Source organism: Streptomyces sp. NPDC087906 (assembly GCF_055584925.1).
This window is the reverse complement of sequence record NZ_JBVJLC010000015.1, coordinates 1-24,706: the sequence shown is the minus strand read 5'-3', so window position 1 is coordinate 24,706 and position 24,706 is coordinate 1. Positions and strand designations below refer to the sequence as shown.

Genomic DNA, 24,706 nt, shown 5'->3' with positions numbered 1-24,706 from the left:
GCCTCCGGTGACCGTGTCCGGGCGCGCGCTGGGCCTCCCCGACGTACCGTCGTGAGCATGCGAATTGTGATCGCCGGAGGACATGGTCAGATCGCGCTACGGCTGGAGCGGGTGCTCGCCAGGCGCGGACACGAGGTGGCGGGCATCATCCGCAACCCCGCACAGGCGGACGAGCTGCGGGCGGCGGGCGCCGAACCGGTCGTCCTCGACCTGGAGTCGGCCTCGGTCGAGGAGACCGCCGAGGCGCTGCGGGGCGCGGACGCCGCGGTGTTCGCCGCGGGCGCGGGGCCTGGCAGCACGACGGAGCGCAAGGACACGGTGGACCGGGCGGCGGCCGTGCTGTTCGCCGACGCCGCCGAGCGGGCCGGCGTGCTGCGCTACGTCATCGTCTCGTCGATGGGCGCGGACGCGAACCATCAGGGCGACGGTGTCTTCGACGCGTATCTGCGGGCCAAGGGCGCGGCGGACGACGACGTACGGGCCAGGGCGGGCCTGGACTGGACGGTGCTGCGGCCGGGTGCCCTGACGAACGACGACGCCATGGGCGGGATACGGCTGGCGAAGTCGACGGGCCGGGGCGAGGTGACGCGCGAGGACGTGGCGGAGGTGATCGCCGAGCTGCTGGCGACCCCGGGGACGGGGAAGCTGACGCTGGAGCTGATCGGCGGTACGACCCCGGTGGCCGACGCGGTGAAGGAAGTCGCCGAGGACCGATGAGTTCCGGTTCCCCGGGCGGTCGTCCCTGGACCGTGTGTATCCGCATACCAGTGACGACAGGGACGGCGAAGGCATGAGCGAGTCCATGGGGGACGAGATGAGCGGAACCCGGCCGCCGGTGGTCGTCCGGCGCCAGGAGCAGCCGTACGTGGCCATCGGCAGGTCCGTCCGGATGGGCGGCCTCGCGGAGGTCGCCCACCAGATCCCGAAGGTCATCGGCTGGCTGCGCGACCGGGGCCTGGAGCCGGCGGGACCGGTGTTCTTCCGCTACCGGACCGTCGACATGGCGGCGGAGCTGGAGGTGGAGGCCGGGGTGCCGGTCGCCGTGCCGCCCGAGCCGGACGGCGAGATCACCGTCGGCACACTGCCCGCGGGCCATTACGCGACGCTGACGTACATCGGACGGCCCGACGGGCTGGTGGAGGCGACCGGGCGGCTGCTGGACTGGGCGGCGGGCGAGGGCCTGGAGTGGGACATGACGGAGGAGGGCGGCGCGCAGCGCTGGGGCTGCCGGATGGAGTCGTATCTGACGGACCCGGCGGACGAGCCGGACACGGCCAAGTGGGAGACGGAGCTGGCGTTCCGGCTGGCGGACCTCGACCGGGTCGGCATCAACTGACGTACTGCCGCGGCGCGAACCTGCTGTGACGGGAGCGCCGCGCCGGCGGGGAACGTGCGGGCCCCCGATCCGCGTCCCGGCGGATCGGGGGCCCTGTCATCCGGGTGGTCCCTCAGGTACTCCCGCGATTACCAACCGACGGCGACCTCAAGCCACTGCGGGTCGCCGTGCGAGACGAAGGACGACTGGCCGGCGTAGTCGTCGTACGGGAAGCCGTACGCGAGGTTGTTGATGCCGTGGTCGTGCCAGAACTTGGCGTAGTAGTTCGCCGGCGCGGACTGGTAGTACAGCCCGGGTGTCGACCAGTCCGACTGGGGAAGCTGCGCGACGTGGCGGTTGAGCGCCGAGCACATCCCCGGGTCGTTGGCGAGCACTCCGGCGCATCCGGTGATGTCGGAGGTCGGCGCGTTCACGCCGACCGACTGGGCGTAGCTGGTGAAGTAGTCGGCGTACTGGCCGCCGGCCCGGAAGTCGGGAGCGCTGCCGGGCGCGGGGATGCGGTACGGCGCCTCGATGTCGGCCAGTCCCTTGAACTCGGTGGGCACCTCGTCCTTGAACTGCTGGAACGTGGCCTCCCTCGACTGCTGGAAGGTCTGGTAGTCGTCGCCGACCTGGACGTCGTACCCGTCGCTGGCGTGCAGCCGCATGGCGAGCTTGAGCGCGAACGCGTCGACGCGGGTGGTGTTGCCGTTGAACACGTCGTCGCCGACGGTGAATTCGATGAAGTCGGAGTACTTGCTGTCGGGCGCGCCGAGGAAGAAGTACATCCGGCCGGCCGAGTTGGCCGGCATGTCGATGTAGGGCTGCTCGGCGATGGAGTGCACCTGGCCGTTGAAGCTCCAGTACACCTGGTCGTCCGGGTACTGGCCGTTGGTCTTGTTGAGGACCTTGACGGTGAGGACGTTCTGGGCGGGCGGGATGGTGCTGGTGTCGCCCCAGAACGAGTCGGGCGGCGGGTCACCGGCGGCCACGCTCGCCTCGGCGGTCCCGCCGGCGGACGCGCTCACCGCGTGCGCGGACGGCGCTGAGGTGGCGAAGGCGCACATGGCGAGGAGCGCCATGGCGATGGCGGCGATCAGATAGGTGGAGCGCCGGCGTGCGTACGCCGACGTTGCTGTGGGGGGCATGTGTCCTCCCTGGCACGGATGGACGGCTGCGGACACTGCGGGCCGCCGGCCAGGTGGCGACCACGTCCGACCTCGGGGAAGCGCGCCCCGCCCAGCCGGTGTGTGGGGACCGGACCTGAACCTGAGAGCGCTCTCTTCGAGAGTCACGCGCCTTACATGTCCTTGTCAATACACGTGCGTCGACCGATCCCTGCCGGGGTACAGCACGACGACGGCCCCCACTCCGCGTCTCCGCGGAGTGGGGGCCGTCGTTTCCGTGTGGCGGCGCCAGGATTCGAACCTGGGAAGGCTAAGCCGGCGGATTTACAGACCTCTGGCGATTGCGGTTCCGTACCTTTGCTGAGCTGGAACGGAACGTTTTACGAGGTCGGCCTGCGGGCCTGCGGTCCACACCTCGTCCAGAGCTTGCACCTACAGAGCAGAGACTCATCGGAATCCCCTAGCGGCCTCTGACGACTACGGAACGCCCGGGAATGAGGCGTCGTTGAGACCACAACTGAGACCGTCGCCGGCTTCGTCGGGGTGGTTGAGAGGCTGTCAGCGGCCTAGCTAGCTTCGACCGTGCGTCTTGCGTTCCAGCTCGTTCAGTCGAGAGAGAGCTGAGCGCACGTCGAGCTGCGCCGTGTTCGCGAGTTCGGTCATCTGTTGAATCTGCGCGATATCGCGGGCGTCTTGAAGGGCGGCACTCCGATTGTGGCGGACCTCTTCAATCCCACCGAGGAAGCGAACTTTGGTGCGGGGCGGTGGAGCCAGCGCGAAGATTTCGTCCCATGCTTCGGCAAGTCGGTTCAGTGACAGCTTCAGAATGAGGTCGTCCCGGCGGTCGGCAGCGTCGCCCAGCGCCCGACTGGTCTCGCGTCGGTCTTCATGCATGAACCAATCCGACCGGCGGAGACCGGAGGTCACATCGTCCAAGAGAGCTCTGAACTCCGTTAGCTGCTTGCGCACTTCCTCCGCCTCCGGCCCCAGGGCGAGTTGGTGGCGGCGCAGCCATACCCTGCGTCCTCCGATTCCCAACGTCCAAGCGAACGCGAGCCAGCCAGGAACGAACTTGAGCCAGTCGCCCCACCAGGGGGCAATAGCAGCAACCATGACCCGAGTGTGCCGAACATCGGCCCGTCGGTCAGCCGTTTCATCCACTATTTCTGTCCGTTGTTACACAGGCACGGCGATGGCGGTCGCCCAGTGTCGCTTCGCGTGGCTGGATACCTGGGCTGAACTTTGATGCCTTGCCCGGGTCCACTCTTCCGGGGACCCTCAGGACCGAGGTCGCGATCTACCGAAGCCTGCTAAACCGCCCCCGCCGCGCAGCCATCTCGCCATCGCGAGACAACTGCCGACGTAAGCGATTGCAGAAGCGGAGTCTGGGCGCATCATACTCATCCGTGTTGCCCAGTGGTGTACGTCATAGAGTTCTCCAAAGGCACGGACAACTTCTTCGGGCAGGTCGAGATCGTGCAGCAGGTCAGGTCGAATACGCCTCGGTTGTAGTACTCCTCGCTCATCTGCCAACGCGCGCAGAGCCTGTTCCACATTGCTGTAGGCGGCCATCATGGCTTGGACTGGACTATCGATCGCTGTGACGTACAGGCGAACCCAGACGGGATCATCCAGGACTATCTGCTCCGAGTCCGGTGGGCGAGGTTCTTCGGCCGCGGCCGGAGGAAGGGGGGGCTGCGGTGGCGGTTCTTGACTGGGTTGTGAATGCGGATCTGCATCAGGTGCGGTCGGTTCAACGGGGCCTGTCGGCTCCGGTGGCGGACTCTGCCCCAATGCCTCCTCGACATCCTGACTTGCTTCAATCACTCGGTCAGAGAACTCGGCATCGACGCCAGGAGCACTGAGTGTCCGGACTCGGTGCACAAGCTCTTCAAGTGAGGAGCGGAACTTAAAGATGATGACCAATGTCGCAACAGGCCAGACGAGAGCCTTGATGTAGTCAAGTGCCACGCGCGCTATGTCCACTTGGGCATCATGCCCTAGTACTCCAGCCGTAGATCGTGATCATGCCCGCAGAGCTTTCAGCATGGGAACGGATCGATATTGGATCGCGTGAGGCGGTCGCCCGCTGGCACGCTGCCCTCATGGATCACGCAGAAGTACTGCTCATCGGAGGGCGAGCCGGTGTTGGTAAGACGACGGTGGGGTGGGAGGTCTCGGTGCTGCTGCGCGCCGCGGAGGTCTCTCACGCGATCATCGAGGGTGACTTCATGGGGCAGGTGCATCCGGCACCCGAGGGGGATCCTCACCGTGCGGAGATCGCCGAGAGCAATCTGACCGCAGTGTGGGCGAACTTCGCCCGGCGCGGGTATCGACGCCTGATCTACACGAACACCGTGAGTGTGCTGCCTGAGACGACGGGCATGTTTGAGCGTGCCATGGGGGCCGGGGTGGGGATCGTACGAGTCCTGCTCACCGCTTCCGACGCCACCGCCCGTGAGCGGCTGGTGGGACGCGAACTCGGGTCTGAGCTGGAAGTCAGTGTCCGCAAAGCACGGCTCCTGGACCAGCGGGCCCCGGCAGAGGCACTGCGGGTAGTGACAGACGGACGGCCTGTCGTGGACATCGCGCGAGAGGTGGTGGCCGCCACCGGTTGGACAGGGGCTCAGGTCGCCCGTAGGTCGTGATCGTGTTGGCGGGCTGCTCCGGAGACGGGCGCGGCCACCGGTGATCATCGGTGTGTGAAGACTGAAGATCATGCGGTGGCCGCCGGCCACAGCGTAGACCCTGCCCGCTGGCAGGAGGCGTTCGAGGTCCTGATGGGGCGGATAGCGGGCCGGTTTGTGCGAGTTGAGCCCCGGCGTCGGGTGAGGGACTTGGTGCTGGGGCTGTTGTCGGACCTGCCGCGTAAGTACTGCTGGTCGATTGCCGAGTGGGCCGGGGAGGCGAGTCCGGACGGCATGCAGCATCTGTTTGGCCGGGCCAGGTGGGATGCCGACCGCGTGCGTGATGACGTGCGTGAGTACGTGCTGGAGCATCTGCACGATGAGGATGCGGTGCTGGTCGTCGACGAGACTGGGGACGTGAAGAAGGGCACGCGTACCGTCGGTGTCCAGCGCCAGTACACCGGCACCGCCGGCAGGATCGAAAACGCCCAGGTCGCGGTCTACCTCGTCTACGCGGGATTGCGCGGGCACGCGGCGGTGGACCGTGAGCTGTACATCCCGCGCTCGTGGACGCGCGACCCCGACCGCTGCCGAGCCGCCGGCCTGGGCGAGGACACGGTCTTCGCGACGAAGCCGGAACTTGCCGCCCGCATGATCGGCCGGTTCCTCGACGCCGGGCACCACGTGGGCTGGGTCGCAGGCGACGAGGTCTACGGCGGTAACCCCAAGCTGCGGTCCGCGCTGGAAGAGCGCGGCACCGGCTACGTGCTTGCCGTCGCCTGCTCATCTGACGTCACAACCGGTGCGGGGAAGTTCCGCGCGGGTGCCCTGGCCGCGAAGGTGCCGAAGCGTGCCTGGCAGAAGCTGTCGGCCGGGGCCGGCGCCAAGGGGCACCGCTTCTACGACTGGGCCGTCATCGGCCTGGTCGAACCCCGGCCCGGCAGTCACTAGCTGTTGTTACGCCGCAACCGCACCACCGGCGAACTCGCCTACTACCGCTGCTTCTCGCCCGCCCCGGTACCCCTGGCCATGCTGGTCCGCGTCGCCGGGTCGAGATGGCGGGTGGAAGAGACTTTCCAAGCCGGAAAGGCCTGGCCGGACTAGACGAGCACCAGGTCCGCGGCTACACCTCGTGGTCTCGCTGGGTCACTCTGGCCATGCTCGCCCACGCCTTTCCCGCTGTTGTCCGCGCCGACGAACACACCTGCCGTCCCTCATTCGACGGGCTCATCCCGCTCACCTGCAACGAGATCCAGCGGCTGTTCACGAAGCTGGTCGTCCGGCCCGTGCAGGACGTGACCCACCGGCTCGCCTGGTCCACCTGGCGACGTCGCCACCAGGCCCGAGCCCAGGCCAGCCATTACCGCAGGCAAGGCGCGAGTCAGACATGAAGATCACGATCTACGGCTGGAGTACTAGAAGCGTTCTTTGGCTGCATTCTCTACGCCGCTTCCCGTCCGGGCGAAACCGTCGGCCTGCGAGACGTTGACTTCCACCTGCCCCGCCGGGGATGGGGGAAAGTCTGGCTTCGCGAGAGTCGCCCGCGGCCCGGAAGCGCCTGGACAAACTCAGGCGAGGCTCACGACCGAAAAGGGCTCAAGCACCGGTCACGGAGCGCCGTACGTACCGTGCCCATCCCGCCGCGACTGGTCGCACTCCTCCGATGGCACATCACCGTGCACGGCATCGCTCCGGACGGCCGGCTCTTCCGAACCGCGCGGGGCGGCATGGTGCAGGAGAGCGGCTACGGCGAAGTGTGGGCCCGCGCCCGGCGAGATGTGCTCTCCGCTGACGAGCAGGCAACCAAGCTCGCCAAGAGGCCGTATGACCTTCGCCATACGGCAGTCTCCACATGGCTGAGCGCGGGAGTGGAACCGCAGCTCGTAGCCGAGCGGGCCGGGCACAGCGTCGGTGTCTTGTTCCGGGTGTACGCGAAGTTCCTCACCGGCGGCGACGACGTGGCCAACGCGAAGATCTCGGCTCGCCTGGAACGGTGACAAGCATCCCCCGTCCGGACCTGTCCCCGACGTCTCACGTCACCGCAGGTCGCCGCACGGATTCCCGTCCACAGTCCGTCCACGACTACTGGTAGAGAGCGTTCGCGAACGAGAGAGAGCGAGACAGTGCGGCGCTCTTACCCGATACACGACGATGACCCCTGACCGGCGTTTCCGCTGATCAGGGGTCGTCGTTTCCGTGTGGCGGCGCCAGGATTCGAACCTGGGAAGGCTAAGCCGGCGGATTTACAGTCCGCTCCCATTGGCCACTCGGGCACACCGCCATGGGATTCGCTGCCGGTGGGAGCGGCCCTCGTGGGCGGTGCTCCGTGGCAACGACGTAAACGATACCCGATGCCCGGGGGTGCTCCGCCACCCGATTGATCAGCCGTCGCACCGCCCCCGGTTGACTAGGCTTGACGGCGGCGGCCGGCGGCGGCCGGCTCGTCGCAGGAGCACAGGACGAGCACCCCACAAGCACCCGATACAAGGAGCCACAGGACATGGCCGACTCCAGTTTCGACATCGTCTCGAAGGTCGAGCGGCAGGAGGTCGACAACGCCCTCAACCAGGCCGCGAAGGAAATCCAGCAGCGCTACGACTTCAAGAACGTCGGAGCCTCGATCGGCTGGTCCGGCGACAAGATCCTGATGGAGGCGAACGGCGAGGAGCGGGTCAAGGCGATCCTCGACGTCTTCCAGTCCAAGCTGATCAAGCGCGGGATCTCGCTGAAGTCGCTCGACGTCGGCGAACCGCAGCTCTCCGGCAAGGAGTACAAGATCTTCGCCTCGATCGAGGAGGGCATCTCGCAGGACAACGCCAAGAAGGTCGCGAAGATCATCCGTGACGAGGGCCCGAAGGGGATCAAGGCGCAGGTGCAGGGCGACGAGCTGCGGGTCAGCTCGAAGAGCCGGGACGACCTGCAGACCGTGATCTCACTGCTCAAGGGCCAGGACTTCGACTTCGCGCTGCAGTTCGTCAACTACCGCTGACCGGTGGCTGAGCGCGGCACAGCGGGGGCGCGTCGCCGGGAACTGCGGGCTCGGCGGCCCTCGTTGTGCGGCTTCGGCCTGGAGGTTCGCGGACGGGAGGTGAGGGTGTGAACGGCGAGCTGTTTCCTCGGCCGCGTGCCGTCCTCGCGCCCGGCGCCGTGCATGTGCCCGGGTGGCTGTCCGAGGAGCGGCAGCGGGAGTTGGTGGGCGCCTGCCGGGAGTGGGCGCGCGGGCCCGTGCCGATCCGGCACACCGTGCTTCCGGGCGGCGGCGTCATGTCCGTACAGACCGTGTGCCTGGGCTGGCACTGGCAGCCGTACCGGTACACCCGCACGGCGGGGGACGTGAACGGTGCGCGGGTGGCGGAGCTGCCCGGCTGGCTCGTGGAGCTGGGCCGGGCCGCGCTGGCCGACGCGTACGGCGACCCCGGGGGCGAGGGGCCGGCCGCCGGCGCCTCGTACGACTCCGTCTACACGCCAGACACCGCCCTGATCAACTTCTACGAGGGCGGCGCCGCCATGGGGCTGCACCAGGACAAGGACGAGAAGTCCGGGGCGCCCGTGGTGTCTTTGAGCATCGGTGACCGGTGCGTGTTCCGCTTCGGCAACACGGAGACCCGCGGGCGGCCCTACACGGATGTGGAGCTGGCGTCCGGGGACCTCTTCGTCTTCGGCGGGCCCTCGCGCTTCGCCTACCACGGCGTGCCGAAGGTCTACCCGGGGACCGCGGGTCCCGGGACGGGCATGGCCGGCGGGCGGCTGAACATCACCCTGCGCGAGACGGGCCTCAGCGACGCGAGGACGAGTTCCCGAACAGCAGCCGGTAGATGATCAGCAGCACGAGCGCCCCGCCTATCGCGGCGAGCCAGGTCGGGCCGTCGAAGAAGTCCTTGCTGATCGGGTGGTCGAGCCACTTGGCCGAGATCCAGCCGCCGACGAAGGCGCCCAGGATGCCCACGACGATCGTGCCGAGCAGACCGCCCGGGTCCTTGCCCGGAAGAAGGATCTTGGCGATGGCCCCGGCGAGCAGTCCGAGGATGATCCAGCCGACAATGCCCATGGCATGACCTCATCTTTCGTCGCGTGCTGATCGATGCGTCTTCCTGCTGCCCACAGAGACGTAGTTGAGACACGTAGCGGTTGCGTCTTCATCGTGGACCACACCACTGACAACCGGCCCCGGTATCGCACAGGCCCTGCTCGGCCTGATACTGGCTGTGAGCGGCGACGACGGATGTCACCACCCGGATGTCACACACGGAAGGCGCGCGATCATGAAGCTCTTGGAGCTGATCCTCAATGTCCTGTGGCTGATCTTCTGCGGGATCTGGATGGCGATCGGGTACGTGATCGCGGCCGTCATCTGCTTCGTCCTGATCGTGACGATCCCGTTCGGCATCGCGTCCCTGCGGATCGCGGGCTATGTGCTGTGGCCGTTCGGCCGCACGACCGTGGAGCGTCCCGACGCCGGCGACCCGTCGTTCGTCGGAAATGTGATCTGGGTGGTCTTCGCCGGCTGGTGGCTGGCCCTCGGCCATCTGCTGACCAGCATCCCGCTCTTCGTCTCGATCATCGGGATCCCGTTCGGCTGGGCGAATCTGAAGCTGATCCCGATCTCGCTGATGCCGCTGGGCCGCGAGGTCGTCCCGTCGGACGAGCGGTTCGCGGCCACCGGGTCCACGTCAGGCTGGTAGGCGCCGGTCAGGGCCGTACCCGGTCAGGGCCGTACCCGGTCAGGGCCTGCCGCCCGCCATCTTCTCCAGGCGGGCGATACGTTCCGCCATGGGCGGGTGCGTGGAGAACAGCCTCGAGAAGCCCTGGCCCGGCCGGAACGGGTTGGCGATCATCATGTGGCTGGCCGCCTCGATCCGCGGCTCCGGCGGCAGCGGGAGCTGCTTCGTGCCCGCGTCGAGCTTGCGCAGCGCGCCGGCGAGCGCCAGCGGGTCGCCGGTGATCTGGGCGCCCGACGCGTCGGCCTCGTACTCGCGGGAGCGGCTGACGGCGAGCTGGATGACCGAGGCGGCGAGCGGGCCGAGGATCATGACCAGCAGGAAGCCGAAGATGCCGGGGCCCTCGTCGTCGTCGGAGCGGCCGAAGGGGATCAGCCAGGCGAAGTTCACCAGGAACATCACGACCGAGGCGAGGGCTCCGGCGATCGACGAGATCAGGATGTCGCGGTTGTAGACATGGCTCAGCTCATGGCCGAGCACCCCGCGCAGCTCGCGCTCGGTGAGGATCTGCAGGATGCCGTCCGTGCAGCAGACCGCCGCGTTGCGCGGGTTGCGGCCGGTCGCGAACGCGTTCGGCGCCTGGGTCGGCGAGATGTACAGCCGGGGCATGGGCTGGCGCGCGGTCGTCGACAGCTCGCGCACGACGCGGTAGAGGTCCGGCGCCTCGAACTCGCTGACGGGGCGGGCGCGCATGGCGCGCAGCGCGATCTTGTCGCTGTTCCAGTACGCGTACGCGTTCGTACCGAGCGCCACGACGACGGCGACGATCAGTCCTGTCCTGCCGAAGAGACCGCCGATGACGACGATCAGCGCGGACAGCCCGACGAGAAGTACGGCTGTTCTCAGCCCGTTGTGCCGGCGGTGCACGGTACGCCCTCCAATCTGCGGCAGGGGAACCCTTGCTCGGTGCTCCTCCACTCTTCAGTGGACCCTTCCGTACTGGTCAACGCCAGGCGGCGGGTACGGGTTCCCCTGCCCCCGGGCGGCCGTCGTACGCCGTACGGGTGGCGGGGAGCGGGGCGGAGCCCTCAGAAAAGGCCGGTGTCGGCGAAGCGCAGGACGAGCTGGGGCGCTCCGGACAGGGCGACGGCCACTGCCGCCGTCAGGGCGATGGTGGCCGTGACGGCCGCCGGGGCGCGCAGGGCCGCCGGCTGGAGGGCGGCCTGCGGTCCTTCGGCGCCGGCGAGGGCCTCGCCCTCCTGGTCGGCGGCCGGGCGGAACAGGATCGCCGTCCACTGGAGGTAGTAGTACAGCGCGACGACGACATTGACCGCCATGACGACGGCGAGCCAGCCGAGGCCCGCGTCGACGGCCGCCGAGAAGACCGTGACCTTGGCGAAGAGGCCGATGATGCCCGGGGGCAGTCCGGCCAGGCAGAGCAGGAAGAAGCCCATGGCGACGGCGACGACGGGGCGGCGGTCGTACAGGCCCTGGTAGTCGGCGACGCGGTTCAGCGGCTTCGTACGGGCCACCAGGGCGACGACGGCGAACGCGCCGAGGTTCACCACGGCGTACATCAGGGCGTACGCGACGGTGGAGCCGATCCGCCGCTCGCCCGCGTATCCGGCGGCGGCGATCGGTACGAGCAGATAGCCGGCCTGGGCCACCGACGACCACGCCAGCAGCCGTACCGCGCTCCACGCGCGCGTGGCCGACTGGCGCAGTGCGGCGACGTTCCCGACGGTCATGGTGAGCGCGGCGAGTACGGCCAGTACGGGGCCCCACTCGTCGGCGTACGAGGGGAAGGCGACGACGGTCACCAGGATGAGCCCGGAGAAGCCGACGGCCTTGCCGACGACCGACAGGTAGGCGGCGATGGGCAGCGGCGCGCCGACGTAGGTGTCGGGGACCCAGAAGTGGAAGGGCGCGGCGGCCGTCTTGAAGGCGAAGCCGACGAGGGTGAGGGCGACACCGGCCTGGGCGAGGGTCTGGAACTGGCCGGGTACGTGGTCCAGTTCGGCGGCGATCTCGGTGAGGTGCAGGGAGCCGGTCGTGACGTAGACGAAGCTGACGCCGAGCAGCATCACGGCCGTCGCGGCGACCGAGGAGAGGAAGAACTTGAGCGCAGCCTCGGCGGAGCGCCGGTCGCCGCGCTTGATGCCGACGAGCGCGAAGGCGGGCAGTGAGGCGACTTCGAGGGCGACGACGAGCGTGGCGAGGTCGCGTGCGGCGGGCAGCAGGGCGGCGCCGGCGGCCGAGGAGAGCAGCAGGAACCAGTACTCGCCGAGCGGCGGCTTTCCGGTGAGGGCGGGGTCGGCCGGGTCGGTGGAGTCGGTGAGCGAGAGCAGCGCGGTGAGCAGCGCCCCGCCGAGTACGAGGAGCTGGATGACGAGGGCGAAGTGGTCGGCGGTGTAGCTGCAGGCGTGGGCGTCGTCGGCGAGGCAGAAGGTGGTGCGGTCGCCCGCGCGCAGCGGCAGCAGCATGGCGAGCGCGGCGACGAGCCCGGCGACGGTGACGGCGCCGAGGAGCCGCTTGCGGTGGTCGGGGACGAACAGGTCGGCGACGAGGACGATCAGCGCGGCCAGGGCGGTGATGGTGGGGGGCGCGATGGCGAGCCAGTCGACGGACTGGACGAGTCCGGCGGCCTGGGTGAGCCCGGCGCTCCCTGCGGTCTCTGCGGCCACGGTCACGACTTGCCTCCTGCGAGGAGCTTCTGCACGGCCGGGTCGGTGAGGCCGAGGAGGACCGCGGGCCACAGGCCGCCGAGGACGGTGAGGGCGACGAGCGGGGTCCAGGCGGCGAACTCGTAGCCGCGTACGTCGGGGAGGTGCGGGAGGTGCGGGACCTGCGGGGCTTGTGCGGCTCGGGCGCTCTGCGCGGCTTCCCCGCTGGGGGTGCCGCCCATGCACACGCGCCGTACGACGACCAGCAGGTACGCGGCGGTGAGCAGCGTGCCGAGGCCCGCGACGGCCATGAAGGTGAGGAAGGCGGGGCGGCTGAGCCCGTCGGCGGGGTCGAAGGCGCCGAACATCGTGAGCATCTCGCCCCAGAACCCGGCGAGTCCCGGCAGTCCGAGGGAGGCCACGGCGGCGAAGGCGAGGAGGCCGCCGAGGCGGGGGGCCCGGCCGTAGAGGGCCGCGCCGGTGGCGCCGGCGAGCGTGTCGAGGTCGGCGGTGCCGTAGCGGTCCTTGAGCGCGCCGACGAGGAAGAACAGCAGGCCGGTGATGAGGCCGTGGGCGATGTTCGCGAAGAGCGCGCCGTTGACCCCGGTGGGGGTCATGGTCGCGATGCCGAGCAGGACGAAGCCCATGTGGCCGACGGAGGAGTACGCGATCAGCCGTTTGAGGTCGCCGCCCGCGCCCTGCCGGGCGAGGGCGAGGCAGGCGAGGGACCCGTAGATGATGCCGGCGACGGCGAAGGCCGCGAGGTACGGCGCGAAGGTGTGCATCCCGTGCGGGGCGACGGGCAGGACGATGCGGACGAATCCGTACGTGCCCATCTTGAGCAGGACCCCGGCGAGGAGGACCGAGCCGACGGTCGGGGCGGCGGTGTGGGCGTCCGGGAGCCAACTGTGCAGCGGCCACATCGGGGTCTTGACCGCGAGCCCGATCCCGATCGCGAGAACGGCGATGACCTGCACGGATGTGCTCAGTCCACGGCCGTTGTCAGTGGCGAGTGCCACCATGTCGAATGTGCCCGCCTTGATCCCGATCAGGAGCAGGCCGAGCAGCATGACCACGGAACCGAGCAGGGTGTAGAGGATGAACTTCCAGGCGGCGGCCTGCCGGCCGCCCGCCACGCCTTCCGAGCCGCCCCAGCGGGCGATGAGGAAGTACATCGGGACGAGCACCGTCTCGAACGCCAGGAAGAACAGGATCAGGTCGAGGACGGCGAAGGTCGCCAGCGTGCCGGATTCGAGGAGGAGCAGCAGGGCGACGAATGCCTTGGGCGAGGGGCCCTGCGGCATTTTGAAGTAGCTGTGGAGCGCGCAGAGGAAGGTCAGCAGCGCCGTCAGGACGAGGAGGGGGAGCGAAATGCCGTCGATGCCGAGATGGATCCGCACGTTCAGTGCCGCGATCCAACTGATGTCCGTGGTCGCCTGCATCGTGGACGCCTGGCCGTGGCCGCGGTCGAAGCCCAGGGCCAGCACGATCGCGGCGGCGAGGATCACGCCGGTGACGACGACGCCGTGCCGCAGCACGGCCTGGTCGGGGCTCTTGCCGCGCAGCCCGGGAGGTGCCGGGAGCAGGGCGGCGAGCGCGCCGACGAGCGGCCCGGCGACGATCAACGCCAGAAGGGCCTGCATCACGGACTCATTGATATCGATCACGGCTCACGCTCCGGCGGCGACGAGTACGGCGGCGATCGCCAGGACGAGCGAGCCGGCGAGCAGGGCGCTCAGATAGGACTGCACGTTGCCGGTCTGCGCCCGGCGTACGGCGGCGCCGAGCCAGCGGGTGCCGGTGCCCGCTCCGCGTACGTACGTGTCGACGACCTCGCGGTCGAGGAAGCGGACCAGCCGGGCCGCCGCGAGGACGGGCCGTACGAAGAGGGCGCTGTACAGGGCGTCGAGGTGGAAGCCGGCCGCCGCGTGCCGGTGCAGCCGGCCCAGCAGCAGCCGGCCGGGGTCGGCGGGGTCGTACGAGCCGGCGATGTCGCCGTAGACGGCCGTGTGGCTCTCGATGGCCTCTTCCTCGGAGAGGGCGGGCTCGGCGTCGGGGTGGGCGGAGACCGCACCCATCGGGCTGCCCGCCGCCAGCGTGGAGGTGTGCTTCCAACTGGCGTAGGTGGTCAGCCCGCCGACGAGCGCGACCCCGGTGCCCAGCACGGAGGTGGTGAGGGTGGGGGCGAGGCTGTGGCCGTCGAACCAGTCCGCGAGGTAACCGATCGTCAGGCCGAGCCCGACGGTGGGGATCGCGAGCACCCACAGCACGGCGCTCATGGCGACGGGCTGCCTGCCGTGGGCCACGGCCTCGGGGCCGTGGCCGTGGAAGGCCAGCAGCCACAGCCGGGTGGCGTAGGCGGCGGTGAGCAGGGCGGTGACCAGACCGGAGACGAGCACGGTCCAGCCCGCCGCTCCGGGGGCGAGGGCGGAGTCGCCGAAAGCGGCGTGTTCGGCGGCGCCGAGCACGGACTCCTTGGAGAAGAAGCCGGCGAAGGGAGGGATGGCGGCGAGCGCGAGCAGGGCGACGGTCATCGTCCAGTACGCGTCGGGGATGCGTTTGGCCAGCCCGCCCATGCGGGACATGGCGGCGAGCGAGTTGGTGCCGGCGGCGTGGATGACCACACCGGCGCCGAGGAACAGGAGCGCCTTGAAGGCGCCGTGTGCGAGGAGGTGGAAGACGGCGGCGCCGCGGTCGCCGACGGCCAGCGCGCCGGTCATGTAGCCGAGTTGGCCGAGGGTCGAGTAGGCGAGGACGCGTTTGATGTCGTCCTGGGCGAGCGCGGCGAGCGCCGAGCCGACCATCGTGATCGCGGCCATGGCGGCGAGGACGACCAGGGCCGCCCGTGAGGCGGCGAAGACGGGGAGGAGCCGGGCGACGAAGTAGACACCGGCGGCGACCATGGTCGCCGCGTGGATCAGCGCGGAGACGGGCGTGGGGCCCGCCATCGCGTCCGGCAGCCAGGTGTGCAGCGGGAACTGCGCGGACTTGCCCGCGACACCGGCGAGCAGCAGCAGCGCGATCAGCGTCGGATGGTCGAGCCCGCCGTCGCCGACGGCCGTCAGCACCCCGGTGATCCGGAACGTGCCGGTGTCGGCGGCGAGCGCGAACAGGCCGATCAGGAAGGGGACATCGCCGAGTTTGGTGACCAGGAACGCCTTGAGGGAGGCGGCGCGCGCCTCGGGCGTCTCCCAGTAGTGGCCGACGAGGAAGTACGAGCAGATGCCCATGATCTCCCAGCCGACCAGCAGCACCATCAGGTCGCCCGAGTAGACGACGAGCAGCATCGCGGCGGTGAACAGCGAGACCAGGGCGGCGTAGGAGGGGTAGCGGGCGTCGTCGCGCAGATAGGCCGTCGAGTAGATCTGCACGCAGGAGGCGACGACGGCGACGAGGACGGCGACGAGCGCGGCGAAGCCGTCGATGTGCAGGGCCAGGTCGACGGGGACCGAGCCGGTCGGGGTGAGCTGGGTCGCCGCGTCCAGCGGTGCCTTGCCGCCCCCGGCGCCGCCGCCCTGCCGTACGGCCACCAGCACGGCCAGTACGGCGGAGACCAGCGGCGGCAGGACGGCCAGCGGGCGGACGAATTCGGGTGCGGTACGGCCGAGCAGCAGCCCGGCTGCCGCGCCCAGGAACGGAAGGAGCGGGACGAGTACGGCGAGGGTCGTGGTGTTCACGCGCCGGCCTCGGCAATCTCGGCGGGTCCCTCGGGCGTGGCCGCCTCGGCGGTGTCCCGGAGCCGGTCGATGTCCGAGGTGCCGCGGTTGCGGTACACCGCGAGGACGATCGCCAGGCCGATGCCGATCTCGGCGGCGGCGATGGCGATGACGAACAGGGTGAGCGCCTGGCCCGCGTGCAGGGTGTCGCGGAGCCAGGCGTCGAAGGCGACCAGGTTGAGGTTGACGGCGTTGAGCATCAGCTCGACCGACATCAGCACGAGGATCGAGTTGCGGCGCGCGAGCAGCCCGTAGACGCCCGTGCAGAAGAGGAGGGCCGCCAGCACGGCGGGATAGACGAGATGCATCAGTGCTGCTGCTCCTCACCGCTGGCGGCACGGCTCTTCTTGCGGGACAGGACGATCGCGCCGACGAGCGCGGCCAGCAGCAGCACGGACAGCGCCTCGAACGGCAGCACCCAGTGCCGGAACAGGATCTGCCCCGACACCTTCGTGGAGCCCTGGGCCGGCCCGTCCAGATCGATCCAGGTCGTGCGGAACGCGTCCACGACGACCCAGACCAGGGCCGCGGCGGCGAGGACGGCGACCGCGAGCGCCACGAGCCGGTTGCCCGAATCGGCGTCCGGCGAGCGGCCGATGGGGGCCCGGGTGAGCATCAGACCGAAGAGCAGGAGGACCACCACGGAACCGACGTAGATCAGGACCTGCACCCAGGCGATGAACTCCGCCGTCAGCAGCAGGTATTCGACGGCCAGGCCGCCGAGCGCCACGATCAGCCAGAGCGCGGCGTGCACGAGCTGCTTGGTGGTGACGGTCACGAGCGCGGCGCCGAAGGTGACCAGGCCCACCAGCAGGAAGGTGATCTCGACGCCCGTCGGGGACAGGAAGCCGGGTCCGGTGGTGGCTGCCGCTGTGGTCGCGGTCGCGGCGAGGGTCACTCGCCCGCCCCCGCTTCCCGCTGCTCTCCCGGCTGCTCGTCCCGCTGCTCCGCCAACTGCCGGGCGGCCTCGGCCTTGTCGACGGCCTTGCGCGCGGCGCCGATCTCCTTGGGCTCCTCGGCGCCGGGGTCGAGCGCGGGCGGCGCGGGGACCGTCCACATCCACTCGCGGAGCTTGTCGCGTTCATGGGTCAGCTCGTGGATGTCGGTCTCCGCGTACTCGAACTCCGGTGACCAGAACAGCGCGTCGAAAGGACAGACCTCGATGCAGATACCGCAGTACATGCACAGCGCGAAGTCGATGGCGAACCGGTCGAGGACGTTGCGGCTGCGCTCGCGCCCGCCGGGGGCCGCCGCCGGGACGGTCTCCTTGTGGGAGTCGATGTAGATGCACCAGTCGGGGCACTCGCGGGCGCAGAGCATGCAGACCGTGCAGTTCTCCTCGAACAGCCCGATCACCCCGCGGCTGCGGGGCGGGAGTTCGGGCTGGGCTTCCGGGTACTGCGCGGTGACGGTCTTCTTCGTCATCGTGCGCAGGGTGACGGCCAGGCCCTTGGCGAGGCCGCTGCCGGGGATCGGCGGAGCCACTAGGTGATCACCACCTTGACGATGCCGGTGAGGGCGATCTGAGCGAGGGCGAGCGGGATGAGGACGGTCCAGGCGAGCTTCTGCAACTGGTCCTCGCGCAGCCGCGGATAGCTCACCCGCAGCCAGATGACGACGAAGGCGAGCACGGCGGTCTTGAGCAGGGTCCAGACCCAGCCGAGTCCTTCGGCGCCGAACGGACCGTGCCAGCCGCCCAGGAACAGGACGGCGGTCAGCCCGGACAGGACGACGATGCCCGCGTACTCGGCGAGCAGGAACAGGGCGAAGCGCAGCCCGGTGTACTCGGTGTAGGCGCCGAAGATGATCTCGGAGTCGGCGACCGGCATGTCGAAGGGCGGGCGCTGGAGTTCGGCGAGCCCGGCGACGAAGAAGACGACGCCGCCGACGATCTGCCAGGGCACCCACCACCAGGCGAAGGCGTCGAGGATGCCGGGCAGTGAGACCGTGCCGGCCGCCATCGCGACGGAGGCGGCGGCGAGCAGCATCGGCAGCTCGTACGCGAGCAGTTGGGCGGCGGTGCGCAACCCGCCGAGGAGGGAGAACTTGTTGGCCGACGCCCAGCCAGCCATGAGCGAGCCGAGCACCCCGACACCGAGCACGGCGAGTACGAAGAAGATGCCCGCGTCGACGGCCTGGCCGACGGCGCTCCCCGAGGGTCCGACGGGGATCGCGACCAGCACGATCAGATACGGCAGCAGGGCCACGGCGGGGGCGAGTTGGAAGACGCGGCGGTCGGCGGCAGCGGGGACGATGTCCTCCTTCTGCGCGAACTTCACCCCGTCGGCGACGAGCTGGGCCCAGCCGTGGAAGCCGCCCGCGTGCATGGGGCCGAGCCGGCCCTGCATATGGGCCATCACCTTGTGCTCGGTCTGCCCGACGACAAGGGGGAGGACCAGGAACGCGACGAAGACGACGACCAGCCGCAGGACGACGTCGAGCACGTCACTCACGCGTCTCCTCCGGGGCGGTCGGTGTCCGGGCGGTCGGTGTCCGGGCGGTCAGTGTCCGGGCGGTCAGTGTCCGGGCTGCCTGACGGGCTGTCGCCGGGTTCCGGCGCGGGCTCCGGCTTGGATTCCGGCTTGGATTCCGGCTTCGGCTCGCGCCACGGTGCGTCGGCGGCCGGGGCGCCCTGCTGGCTCGCCGAGCCCTCCGACACGCTGCGGGCGCGGCGTACGGGGCGCTCCCCGGCCGGCCGCTCCCCCCGTGCGGGCCGCTCCCGGCCCGGCCGCGCCGGGGCCGGCGGGAGCTGGCCCTTGAGCGGGCCCCATTCGTTCGGGTCGGGCACGCCGGGCGGCAGCATCTGCCGTCGGCGCGGGCCGCCGCCCTCGGACTCCCCCGGCTCCTTCGCCCCAGGCCACGCCTTGGCGACCCGCGCCGCCAGGACGAAGTCCTTGCGCAGCGGGTGGCCTTCGAAGGTCTCGGGGAGCAGCAGGTGGACGAGGTTCGGGTGGTCGGTGAAGGAGACGCCGAACATCTCGTGCGTCTCCCGCTCGTGCCAGCCGGCGCCCGCGTACACGCCGAGCGCGGTCGGCAGCACGGGCGCTTCGTGCGGGACGGTCGTACGGAGCAGCAGTTTGCGGACCGTGCCGCCGCCCAGGGCGACGACATGGGCGCAGACGCGGAAGCCGGTGTCCGGTTCGTCGACGGCGCTGAGCCAGTCGAAGAAGCCGCAGCCCAACTGGTCGCGTGCCGCTTCGAGCGCGGTGATCCAGGAGGCGGCAGGGACATCGACGGTGAGGAGTTCGTACGCCCGCTCCGCCGTCGCGCCCTCGCCGAAGACCTCGGCCACGGCCGCCGGGTCGGGCAGCCGGTCGTACGCGTCGTACGCGTTCACGACGCTCCCTCACCAGGGACGCCAGGGACGCCAGAGGCGCCAGGCGTGCCGCCCGGCGCCGGAGGTGCGACCAGATCGCTGCGCAGCGCGGCGGTCGAGGGCCCGGCGGCCGACGCGTACCGGTCGCCGAGCGTCTCGCGGGCGATCTTCTCCTGGAGCTTGAGGATGCCCTGGAGGAGCGCCTCGGGCCGGGGCGGGCAGCCCGGTACGTACACGTCGACGGGGATGATCTGGTCGACGCCCTTCGTGACCGAGTACGAGTCCCAGTAAGGGCCGCCGCAGTTGGAGCAGGCGCCGAAGGAGATCACGTACTTGGGCTCGGGCATCTGCTCGTACAGCCGCTTCACTGCGGGCGCCATCTTGTCCGTGACCGTGCCGGACACCACCATCAGGTCGGCCTGGCGCGGCCCCGGCGCGAAGGGGATCACCCCGAGCCGGATGAAGTCGTGCCGGGCCATCGAAGCGGCGATGAACTCGATGGCGCAGCAGGCGAGTCCGAAGTTGAAGACCCACAGGCTGTAGCGGCGGCCCCAGTTGAGGACGACCTTCATCGGTTCGGGCGCCAGCCGCGAGAGCACGCCCAGACGCCTCGGCTCGGGCAGCAGCTCGGGCGCGGGAAGCAGTTCGGGCGCGGGCAGCAACTCGGGCTCGGCGGCAGGTGCGTGGCCCTGGTGCTGGGGGGTCACGTCCATTCCAGGACGCCCTTCTTCCATGCGTAGAGCAGTCCGACGGCCAGGAAGCCGAGGAAGACGAACATCTCGACGAGTGTCGTGGCGCCGTAGCCGGGGGCGGCGAAGACCGTGGCCCACGGGAAGAGGAAGACCGAGTCGACGGCGAAGATCACATAGAGGAACGCGTAGACGTAGTACCGGACCTGGGTGTGTGCCCAGCCCTCGCCCACCGGGTCGACGCCGCACTCGTAGGTGAGCATCTTCTCCTGGGTGGGGACCACGGGGCGCAGCAACTGGCCCGCCCCGAAAGCCACCGCGACGAACAGCACCCCGATGACGGCGAGCAGCCCGACCACCGTGTAGCCGTGGAAGTAGTCCCCCGCGAGAACGGTCGGTTCCGACACGTCCGCCCCTCGCTCCCTGACCTCGTAGCAGCCTCTTCGACGATCTGTACGGACGGGAGTCTAGGCCCTGTTAAAGATTGGGTAAGCAGCCGCGTCCGGCAAGGGTGGGGTTATCCCTAGTTCCCTCCTCCCAGCTTCCCCATGGCGCCCGCGACCGCGGCCCGGCAGGCTGGGGGGTTATGACCGCCAGTGCCAGCCCCGCCTCGTCCGATCTGCCGCCGCCCGCGCGCTTCGCCTACGACCGGCACACGTGGAAGGAGGTCGCGTACCTCCTGGCGAATCTGCCCATCTCCATCGCCGCCTTCGTGCTTGTCGTGTTCGCCGTCACCACCGGTGCGGGGCTCTCCGTGACGGTGATCGGCCTGCCGTGGCTGGCGCTCGGCCTCGCCGGTACGCGGCTGTACGGCAAGGGGGAGCGGGCGCGGGCGCGCGGTCTGCTGGGGGTGCGCATCGACGAGCCGAGTCCGCTGTTCCGCAAGGGCAGGCGCGAGCCGGGCACGGAGGGCTTCTTCGGCCGGCTCTGGACGGGGCTCAAGGACACGGTGGCCTGGCGGACGGCGCTGTACGCGTTCATCCGGCTGCCCTGGGGGATTCTGACCTTCGCCGTCACGCTCGTCGGTCTCGTCGTGCTGTGGCCGGTGCTGCCGTTCGTGGTGCGCGGGCTGGCCAACGCCGACCGGGCCATGGTGCGCGGGCTGCTGTCGCCGTCCGACGGTCTTGAGCGGCGGATCGCCGAGCTGGAGTCGGACCGGGGTGTGGTCGTGGACACGGCAGCCGCCGACCTGCGCCGCATCGAGCGCGATCTGCACGACGGCGCGCAGGCCCGGCTCGTCGCCCTCGCCATGGGGCTCGGTCTGGCGAAGGAGAAGCTGCTCGAAGATCCCGACGCGGCGGCCGTGATGGTCGACGAGGCGCACGGCGAGGTGAAGCTGGCCCTCCAGGAGCTGCGGGACCTGGCGCGCGGCATCCATCCGGCGATCCTCACCGACCGGGGCCTGGACGCGGCGCTGTCCTCCGTCGCCTCCCGCTGCACGGTGCCGGTGAAGGTGACCGTGGAGCTGGCCGACCGGCCGGCGCAGGCGATCGAGGGCATCGCGTACTTCACCGTCTCGGAGCTGCTGCAGAACGTCAGCAAGCACAGCGGCGCGCGGACGGCCTCCGTCGACCTGTGGCGGGCCGACGGCCGGCTGCTCATCCAGGTCGGCGACGACGGCCACGGCGGTGCGCGGCTCGACGGCGGTACGGGGATGGCGGGGCTCGCCGAGCGTCTTGGCGCCGTGGACGGGCTGCTGGTACTGGACTCGCCCGAGGGCGGTCCGACGACGATCACGGCGGAACTGCCCTGGTGGGACCGCGGCACGGCCTGACCCGCCGCCGACCCTGCCGGGGACAAGGGCGGGGACAAGGGCGGGGACAAGGGTGGGGCCGAAGGTGGGGCCGAGGGTGGGGAAAACCCCCGGTCAAGTAGGAGAAGGACCTCATGGTGCGCGAGCCTCGGCCCCGGGAGCATGGAGTACATGGAGACCTACATCAACAGCGGCTCGGAGCCCCGGCGCCATGTCCTGCCTCCGGTGCTGCGCGCTCCGGTCGAGGCCCGCACCTGGCGTGAGTTCGGCTATCTGCTGCTCAGTTTCCCGATCAGCGTGACCGCTTTCTGTTTCGCGCTCACGATGACCGTGCTCGGCTCGGGGCTGCTGATCACCTTCCTCGGGGTGCCGGTGCTGGCGCTCGCGCTGGCCGCCTGCCGCGGTCTCGGTGTGCTGGAGCGGGCCAGGGCCAGGACCCTGCTGCGGATGGAGGTGGCGAATCCGGAGCCGGTGCGGAGCGCGAAGGGCGGGCCGCTGGCCTGGATGGGGGCGACGCTGAAGAGCGGGGTGTCCTGGCGGCACCTGCTCTACGCGCTGCTGCACTTCCCGTGGGCGACGTTCGCCTTCACGGTCTCCCTGACCTTCTGGGCCACGGCCTGGGGACTGTTCACCTATCCGCTGTGGCAGTGGATCTCCCCCGACTCCGGTGACGCGCGCATCCAGCTCTTCAGCGACGCGCAGGGCAACGCGGTGGTGCTGGACAACCCGTTGGAGATCGCGGCGGTCAGCGCGGTCGGTCTGGTGCTCGTGCTGGCGTCCCCCTGGCTGATCCGGGGGCTCACCAGCGTGGACCGGCTGTGGGTCACCGGCCTGCTGGGCCCGTCCAGGCTCGCGACCCGCGTCACGGAGCTGGAGTCGGACCGGGGTGTGGTCGTGGACACGGCAGCCGCCGACCTGCGCCGCATCGAGCGCGATCTGCACGACGGCGCGCAGGCCCGGCTCGTCGCCCTGGCGATGGATCTGGGTCTGGCGAAGGAGAAGCTGACGGAGGACCCGCAGGCCGCGGCGCGCATGGTCGGTGAGGCGCACGGCGAGGTGAAGACGGCGCTCCAGGAGCTGCGGGACCTGGCGCGCGGCATCCACCCCGCGGTCCTCACCGACCGGGGTCTGGACGCGGCGCTGTCCTCCGTGGCCTCGCGCTGCACGGTGCCCGTCGGGGTCACGGTCGAGCTGCCCGCAAGGCCGGCTCCGGCCATCGAGGGCATCGCGTACTTCACCGTCTCCGAACTCCTGCAGAACGTCAGCAAGCACGCCAGGGCCAGGCGCGCGGCGGTCGACGTGTGGCGCACCGCGGACCGGCTGATGCTCCAGGTGACGGACGACGGCAGGGGCGGCGCCGACATGACGGCGGGCAGCGGTCTCGCGGGGCTCACGGAGCGGCTCGGCGCCGTGGACGGGATCCTCGTCGTGGACTCCCCCGCCGGGGGTCCGACGGTGGTGACGGCGGAGCTGCCCTGGCGGGGCTGACGACCGGTCCGCACGACCGGTCCGCGCCGCCCTCCACCGCATCGCCGCTGCTCATCCGTGCGCGGCCCCGGATCTCCCTAGATTCGCCACAGGTGCGGGCGGAGCGATCCGAAGCCTGGGATGCTGGGGACACCTGGACATTCACAGGTGCGGACGGAAAGCGACATGGGGGCTGCGGGGACGTGGAGGACAGAGTGCGGGTGGTCATCGCCGAGGACTCGGTGCTGCTCCGGGAGGGCCTGACCCGGCTGTTGACCGACCGCGGGCACGACGTGGTGGCGGGCGTCGGGGACGCGGAAGCGCTGATCAAGACGGTGGGGGACCTCGCGGCGCAGGACACGCTGCCGGACGTGGTCGTCGCGGACGTGCGGATGCCGCCGACGCACACCGACGAGGGCGTACGGGCCGCGGTGCGGCTGCGCAAGGAGTACCCCGGGATCGGGGTGCTGGTGCTGTCGCAGTACGTCGAGGAGCAGTACGCGACGGAGCTGCTGGCCGGATCCAGCCGGGGTGTGGGTTATCTGCTCAAGGACCGGGTGGCGGAGGTCAGGGAGTTCGTGGACGCCGTGGTCCGGGTGGCGCGGGGCGGTACGGCCCTCGACCCGGAGGTGGTGGCCCAGTTGCTGGGCCGCAGCCGCAAGCAGGACGTGCTGGCAGGGCTGACCCCCCGGGAGCGCGAAGTGCTCGGTCTGATGGCCGAGGGACGGACGAATTCGGCCGTCGCCAAGGCGCTGGTGGTGAGTGACGGAGCGGTGGAGAAGCACGTCAGCAACATCTTCCTGAAGCTCGGCCTCTCCCCCAGTGACGGAGATCACCGGCGGGTGCTCGCCGTCCTGACCTACCTGAAGACATGAGCCGCTCCGGACCCGATCCCCCGGATGGTCCTGCGGGACCTAGACCCAAAGGATGAGTGCGGCCCAGCCGGCACCGAAGCCCCGCAATGTGGGGCACATCACCCCAAAACATGGTGTTCAGACGTCTCACCATGCGACCCAGCACGCAAGCGGTCCAAGGTAGGCCACCCTTACCGACGTAGGGTGGCTTCCGGGACTGCCGGGTGGCCGGCCGGTCCCGAGCCGCCGCCTCGAGGGAGGTCCAGTTCAGTGACCAGCCAGGTCAGTAGCCCAGCCGATGAGGCCAACGACGCCGATGAGGCAGTCGTCGGGGAACAGCGCGCCCGTCTGTCCGGACAAGGGGGTGCGGGCGAGAAGGAGGTCCGCCGTCTTGACCGGGTGATCATCCGTTTCGCGGGTGACTCCGGGGACGGTATGCAACTGACGGGTGACCGGTTCACCTCGGAGACGGCGTCGTTCGGCAACGACCTGTCGACGCTGCCGAACTTCCCTGCCGAGAT

General features: G+C 70.0%; 24 protein-coding genes, 1 tRNA gene and 2 pseudogenes. 12 read left to right on the top strand and 15 right to left on the bottom strand.

Annotation, left to right across the window (positions count from 1 at the left end; genetic code table 11):
* The first annotated feature begins 57 nt into the window (after positions 1-57).
* Positions 58-717, top strand: coding sequence for an NAD(P)H-binding protein (locus ACZ63I_RS31325; protein WP_469342668.1), 660 nt, complete (start codon positions 58-60; stop codon positions 715-717).
* 73 nt (positions 718-790) lie between these two features.
* Complete coding sequence (locus ACZ63I_RS31320; RefSeq protein ID WP_469342667.1) at positions 791-1,336, top strand: GyrI-like domain-containing protein; 546 nt, start codon at positions 791-793, stop codon at positions 1,334-1,336.
* A 128-nt stretch (positions 1,337-1,464) separates the two neighbouring features.
* On the opposite strand, the gene ACZ63I_RS31315 is transcribed toward ACZ63I_RS31320, so the two are convergent.
* Both ACZ63I_RS31315 and ACZ63I_RS31310 read right to left on the bottom strand, forming a co-directional pair.
* Positions 1,465-2,463 (bottom strand): glycoside hydrolase family 64 protein, encoded by a 999-nt coding sequence (locus ACZ63I_RS31315; protein ID WP_469342666.1) that lies wholly within the window; start codon positions 2,461-2,463, stop codon positions 1,465-1,467.
* 549 nt (positions 2,464-3,012) lie between these two features.
* Positions 3,013-3,555, bottom strand: a complete 543-nt coding sequence (locus ACZ63I_RS31310) for a hypothetical protein (protein WP_469342665.1) — start codon at positions 3,553-3,555, stop codon at positions 3,013-3,015.
* Between the two features lie 992 nt (positions 3,556-4,547).
* Between ACZ63I_RS31310 and ACZ63I_RS31305 the strand changes: the two genes are divergently transcribed.
* The 3 genes and pseudogenes from ACZ63I_RS31305 (at position 4,548) to ACZ63I_RS31295 (ending at position 7,066) form a co-directional block, all read left to right on the top strand.
* Positions 4,548-5,090 (top strand): AAA family ATPase, encoded by a 543-nt coding sequence (locus ACZ63I_RS31305; RefSeq protein ID WP_469342772.1) that lies wholly within the window; start codon positions 4,548-4,550, stop codon positions 5,088-5,090.
* Positions 5,091-5,222: 132 nt separating this feature from the next.
* Positions 5,223-6,460 (top strand): annotated as a pseudogene (locus ACZ63I_RS31300) (IS701 family transposase).
* A gap of 237 nt (positions 6,461-6,697) precedes the next feature.
* Entirely contained in the window at positions 6,698-7,066 is a 369-nt protein-coding gene (locus tag ACZ63I_RS31295) for a hypothetical protein (protein ID WP_469342663.1), read from the top strand.
* Positions 7,067-7,268: 202 nt separating this feature from the next.
* Here ACZ63I_RS31295 and ACZ63I_RS31290 read toward each other — a convergent pair.
* Positions 7,269-7,350 (bottom strand) — tRNA-Tyr (locus ACZ63I_RS31290).
* A 219-nt stretch (positions 7,351-7,569) separates the two neighbouring features.
* On the opposite strand from ACZ63I_RS31290, the gene ACZ63I_RS31285 reads away from it, so the two are divergent.
* Both ACZ63I_RS31285 and ACZ63I_RS31280 read left to right on the top strand, forming a co-directional pair.
* Complete coding sequence (locus tag ACZ63I_RS31285) at positions 7,570-8,058, top strand: YajQ family cyclic di-GMP-binding protein (protein ID WP_041985827.1); 489 nt, start codon at positions 7,570-7,572, stop codon at positions 8,056-8,058.
* A gap of 107 nt (positions 8,059-8,165) precedes the next feature.
* Complete coding sequence (locus tag ACZ63I_RS31280) at positions 8,166-8,888, top strand: alpha-ketoglutarate-dependent dioxygenase AlkB family protein (RefSeq protein ID WP_469342662.1); 723 nt, start codon at positions 8,166-8,168, stop codon at positions 8,886-8,888.
* On the opposite strand, the gene ACZ63I_RS31275 is transcribed toward ACZ63I_RS31280, so the two are convergent.
* Positions 8,845-9,117, bottom strand: a complete 273-nt coding sequence (locus ACZ63I_RS31275) for a GlsB/YeaQ/YmgE family stress response membrane protein (RefSeq protein WP_469342660.1) — start codon at positions 9,115-9,117, stop codon at positions 8,845-8,847. The genes ACZ63I_RS31280 and ACZ63I_RS31275 overlap by 44 nt on opposite strands.
* 214 nt (positions 9,118-9,331) lie before the next feature.
* On the opposite strand from ACZ63I_RS31275, the gene ACZ63I_RS31270 reads away from it, so the two are divergent.
* Positions 9,332-9,751, top strand: a complete 420-nt coding sequence (locus tag ACZ63I_RS31270) for a YccF domain-containing protein (RefSeq protein ID WP_469342659.1) — start codon at positions 9,332-9,334, stop codon at positions 9,749-9,751.
* A 39-nt stretch (positions 9,752-9,790) separates the two neighbouring features.
* On the opposite strand, the gene htpX is transcribed toward ACZ63I_RS31270, so the two are convergent.
* The 11 genes from htpX to ACZ63I_RS31215 all read right to left on the bottom strand — a co-directional run bounded on the left by htpX (position 9,791) and on the right by ACZ63I_RS31215 (position 20,518).
* Positions 9,791-10,654, bottom strand: coding sequence for a zinc metalloprotease HtpX (gene htpX, locus ACZ63I_RS31265; RefSeq protein ID WP_469342657.1), 864 nt, complete (start codon positions 10,652-10,654; stop codon positions 9,791-9,793).
* A gap of 161 nt (positions 10,655-10,815) precedes the next feature.
* A complete protein-coding gene (locus ACZ63I_RS31260; RefSeq protein ID WP_469342655.1) occupies positions 10,816-12,417 on the bottom strand; it encodes an NADH-quinone oxidoreductase subunit N in 1,602 nt (533 codons plus the stop codon).
* Positions 12,414-14,057 carry a complex I subunit 4 family protein gene (locus ACZ63I_RS31255; protein ID WP_469342653.1) on the bottom strand — a complete coding sequence of 548 codons (1,644 nt, stop codon included), beginning with the start codon at positions 14,055-14,057 and terminating at the stop codon, positions 12,414-12,416. Before ACZ63I_RS31255 ends, ACZ63I_RS31260 begins: the two co-directional genes overlap by 4 nt.
* A gap of 3 nt (positions 14,058-14,060) precedes the next feature.
* Positions 14,061-16,067 (bottom strand): NADH-quinone oxidoreductase subunit 5 family protein, encoded by a 2,007-nt coding sequence (locus tag ACZ63I_RS31250; protein WP_469342652.1) that lies wholly within the window; start codon positions 16,065-16,067, stop codon positions 14,061-14,063.
* Positions 16,064-16,414: an NADH-quinone oxidoreductase subunit NuoK gene (nuoK, locus tag ACZ63I_RS31245; protein WP_469342650.1), complete on the bottom strand. Its 351-nt coding sequence runs from the start codon at positions 16,412-16,414 to the stop codon at positions 16,064-16,066. The genes ACZ63I_RS31250 and nuoK overlap by 4 nt, the downstream gene beginning before the upstream one ends.
* Positions 16,414-17,004, bottom strand: a complete 591-nt coding sequence (locus tag ACZ63I_RS31240) for an NADH-quinone oxidoreductase subunit J family protein (RefSeq protein WP_469342649.1) — start codon at positions 17,002-17,004, stop codon at positions 16,414-16,416. The genes nuoK and ACZ63I_RS31240 overlap by 1 nt, the downstream gene beginning before the upstream one ends.
* Positions 17,001-17,531: a 4Fe-4S binding protein gene (locus ACZ63I_RS31235; RefSeq protein WP_041995359.1), complete on the bottom strand. Its 531-nt coding sequence runs from the start codon at positions 17,529-17,531 to the stop codon at positions 17,001-17,003. The genes ACZ63I_RS31240 and ACZ63I_RS31235 overlap by 4 nt, the downstream gene beginning before the upstream one ends.
* A gap of 59 nt (positions 17,532-17,590) precedes the next feature.
* Positions 17,591-18,559, bottom strand: coding sequence for a complex I subunit 1/NuoH family protein (locus tag ACZ63I_RS31230; protein WP_469342647.1), 969 nt, complete (start codon positions 18,557-18,559; stop codon positions 17,591-17,593).
* Positions 18,556-19,443: an NADH-quinone oxidoreductase subunit C gene (locus ACZ63I_RS31225; RefSeq protein ID WP_469342646.1), complete on the bottom strand. Its 888-nt coding sequence runs from the start codon at positions 19,441-19,443 to the stop codon at positions 18,556-18,558. The genes ACZ63I_RS31230 and ACZ63I_RS31225 overlap by 4 nt, the downstream gene beginning before the upstream one ends.
* Complete coding sequence (locus ACZ63I_RS31220) at positions 19,440-20,135, bottom strand: NADH-quinone oxidoreductase subunit B (RefSeq protein WP_469342644.1); 696 nt, start codon at positions 20,133-20,135, stop codon at positions 19,440-19,442. Before ACZ63I_RS31220 ends, ACZ63I_RS31225 begins: the two co-directional genes overlap by 4 nt.
* Entirely contained in the window at positions 20,126-20,518 is a 393-nt protein-coding gene (locus ACZ63I_RS31215) for an NADH-quinone oxidoreductase subunit A (protein WP_041985867.1), read from the bottom strand. Before ACZ63I_RS31215 ends, ACZ63I_RS31220 begins: the two co-directional genes overlap by 10 nt.
* A gap of 179 nt (positions 20,519-20,697) precedes the next feature.
* Between ACZ63I_RS31215 and ACZ63I_RS31210 the strand changes: the two genes are divergently transcribed.
* From ACZ63I_RS31210 to ACZ63I_RS31195, 4 genes and pseudogenes are all read left to right on the top strand, one after another.
* Entirely contained in the window at positions 20,698-21,885 is a 1,188-nt protein-coding gene (locus tag ACZ63I_RS31210) for a sensor histidine kinase (protein WP_469342642.1), read from the top strand.
* Positions 21,886-22,035: 150 nt separating this feature from the next.
* On the top strand, positions 22,036-23,352 hold the full coding sequence (locus ACZ63I_RS31205) for a sensor histidine kinase (RefSeq protein ID WP_469342640.1): 1,317 nt from the start codon (positions 22,036-22,038) through the stop codon (positions 23,350-23,352).
* Positions 23,353-23,546: 194 nt separating this feature from the next.
* On the top strand, positions 23,547-24,206 hold the full coding sequence (locus ACZ63I_RS31200) for a response regulator (RefSeq protein WP_469342771.1): 660 nt from the start codon (positions 23,547-23,549) through the stop codon (positions 24,204-24,206).
* A 249-nt stretch (positions 24,207-24,455) separates the two neighbouring features.
* Positions 24,456-24,706: pseudogene (locus ACZ63I_RS31195) on the top strand (2-oxoacid:acceptor oxidoreductase subunit alpha); the annotation flags it as partial.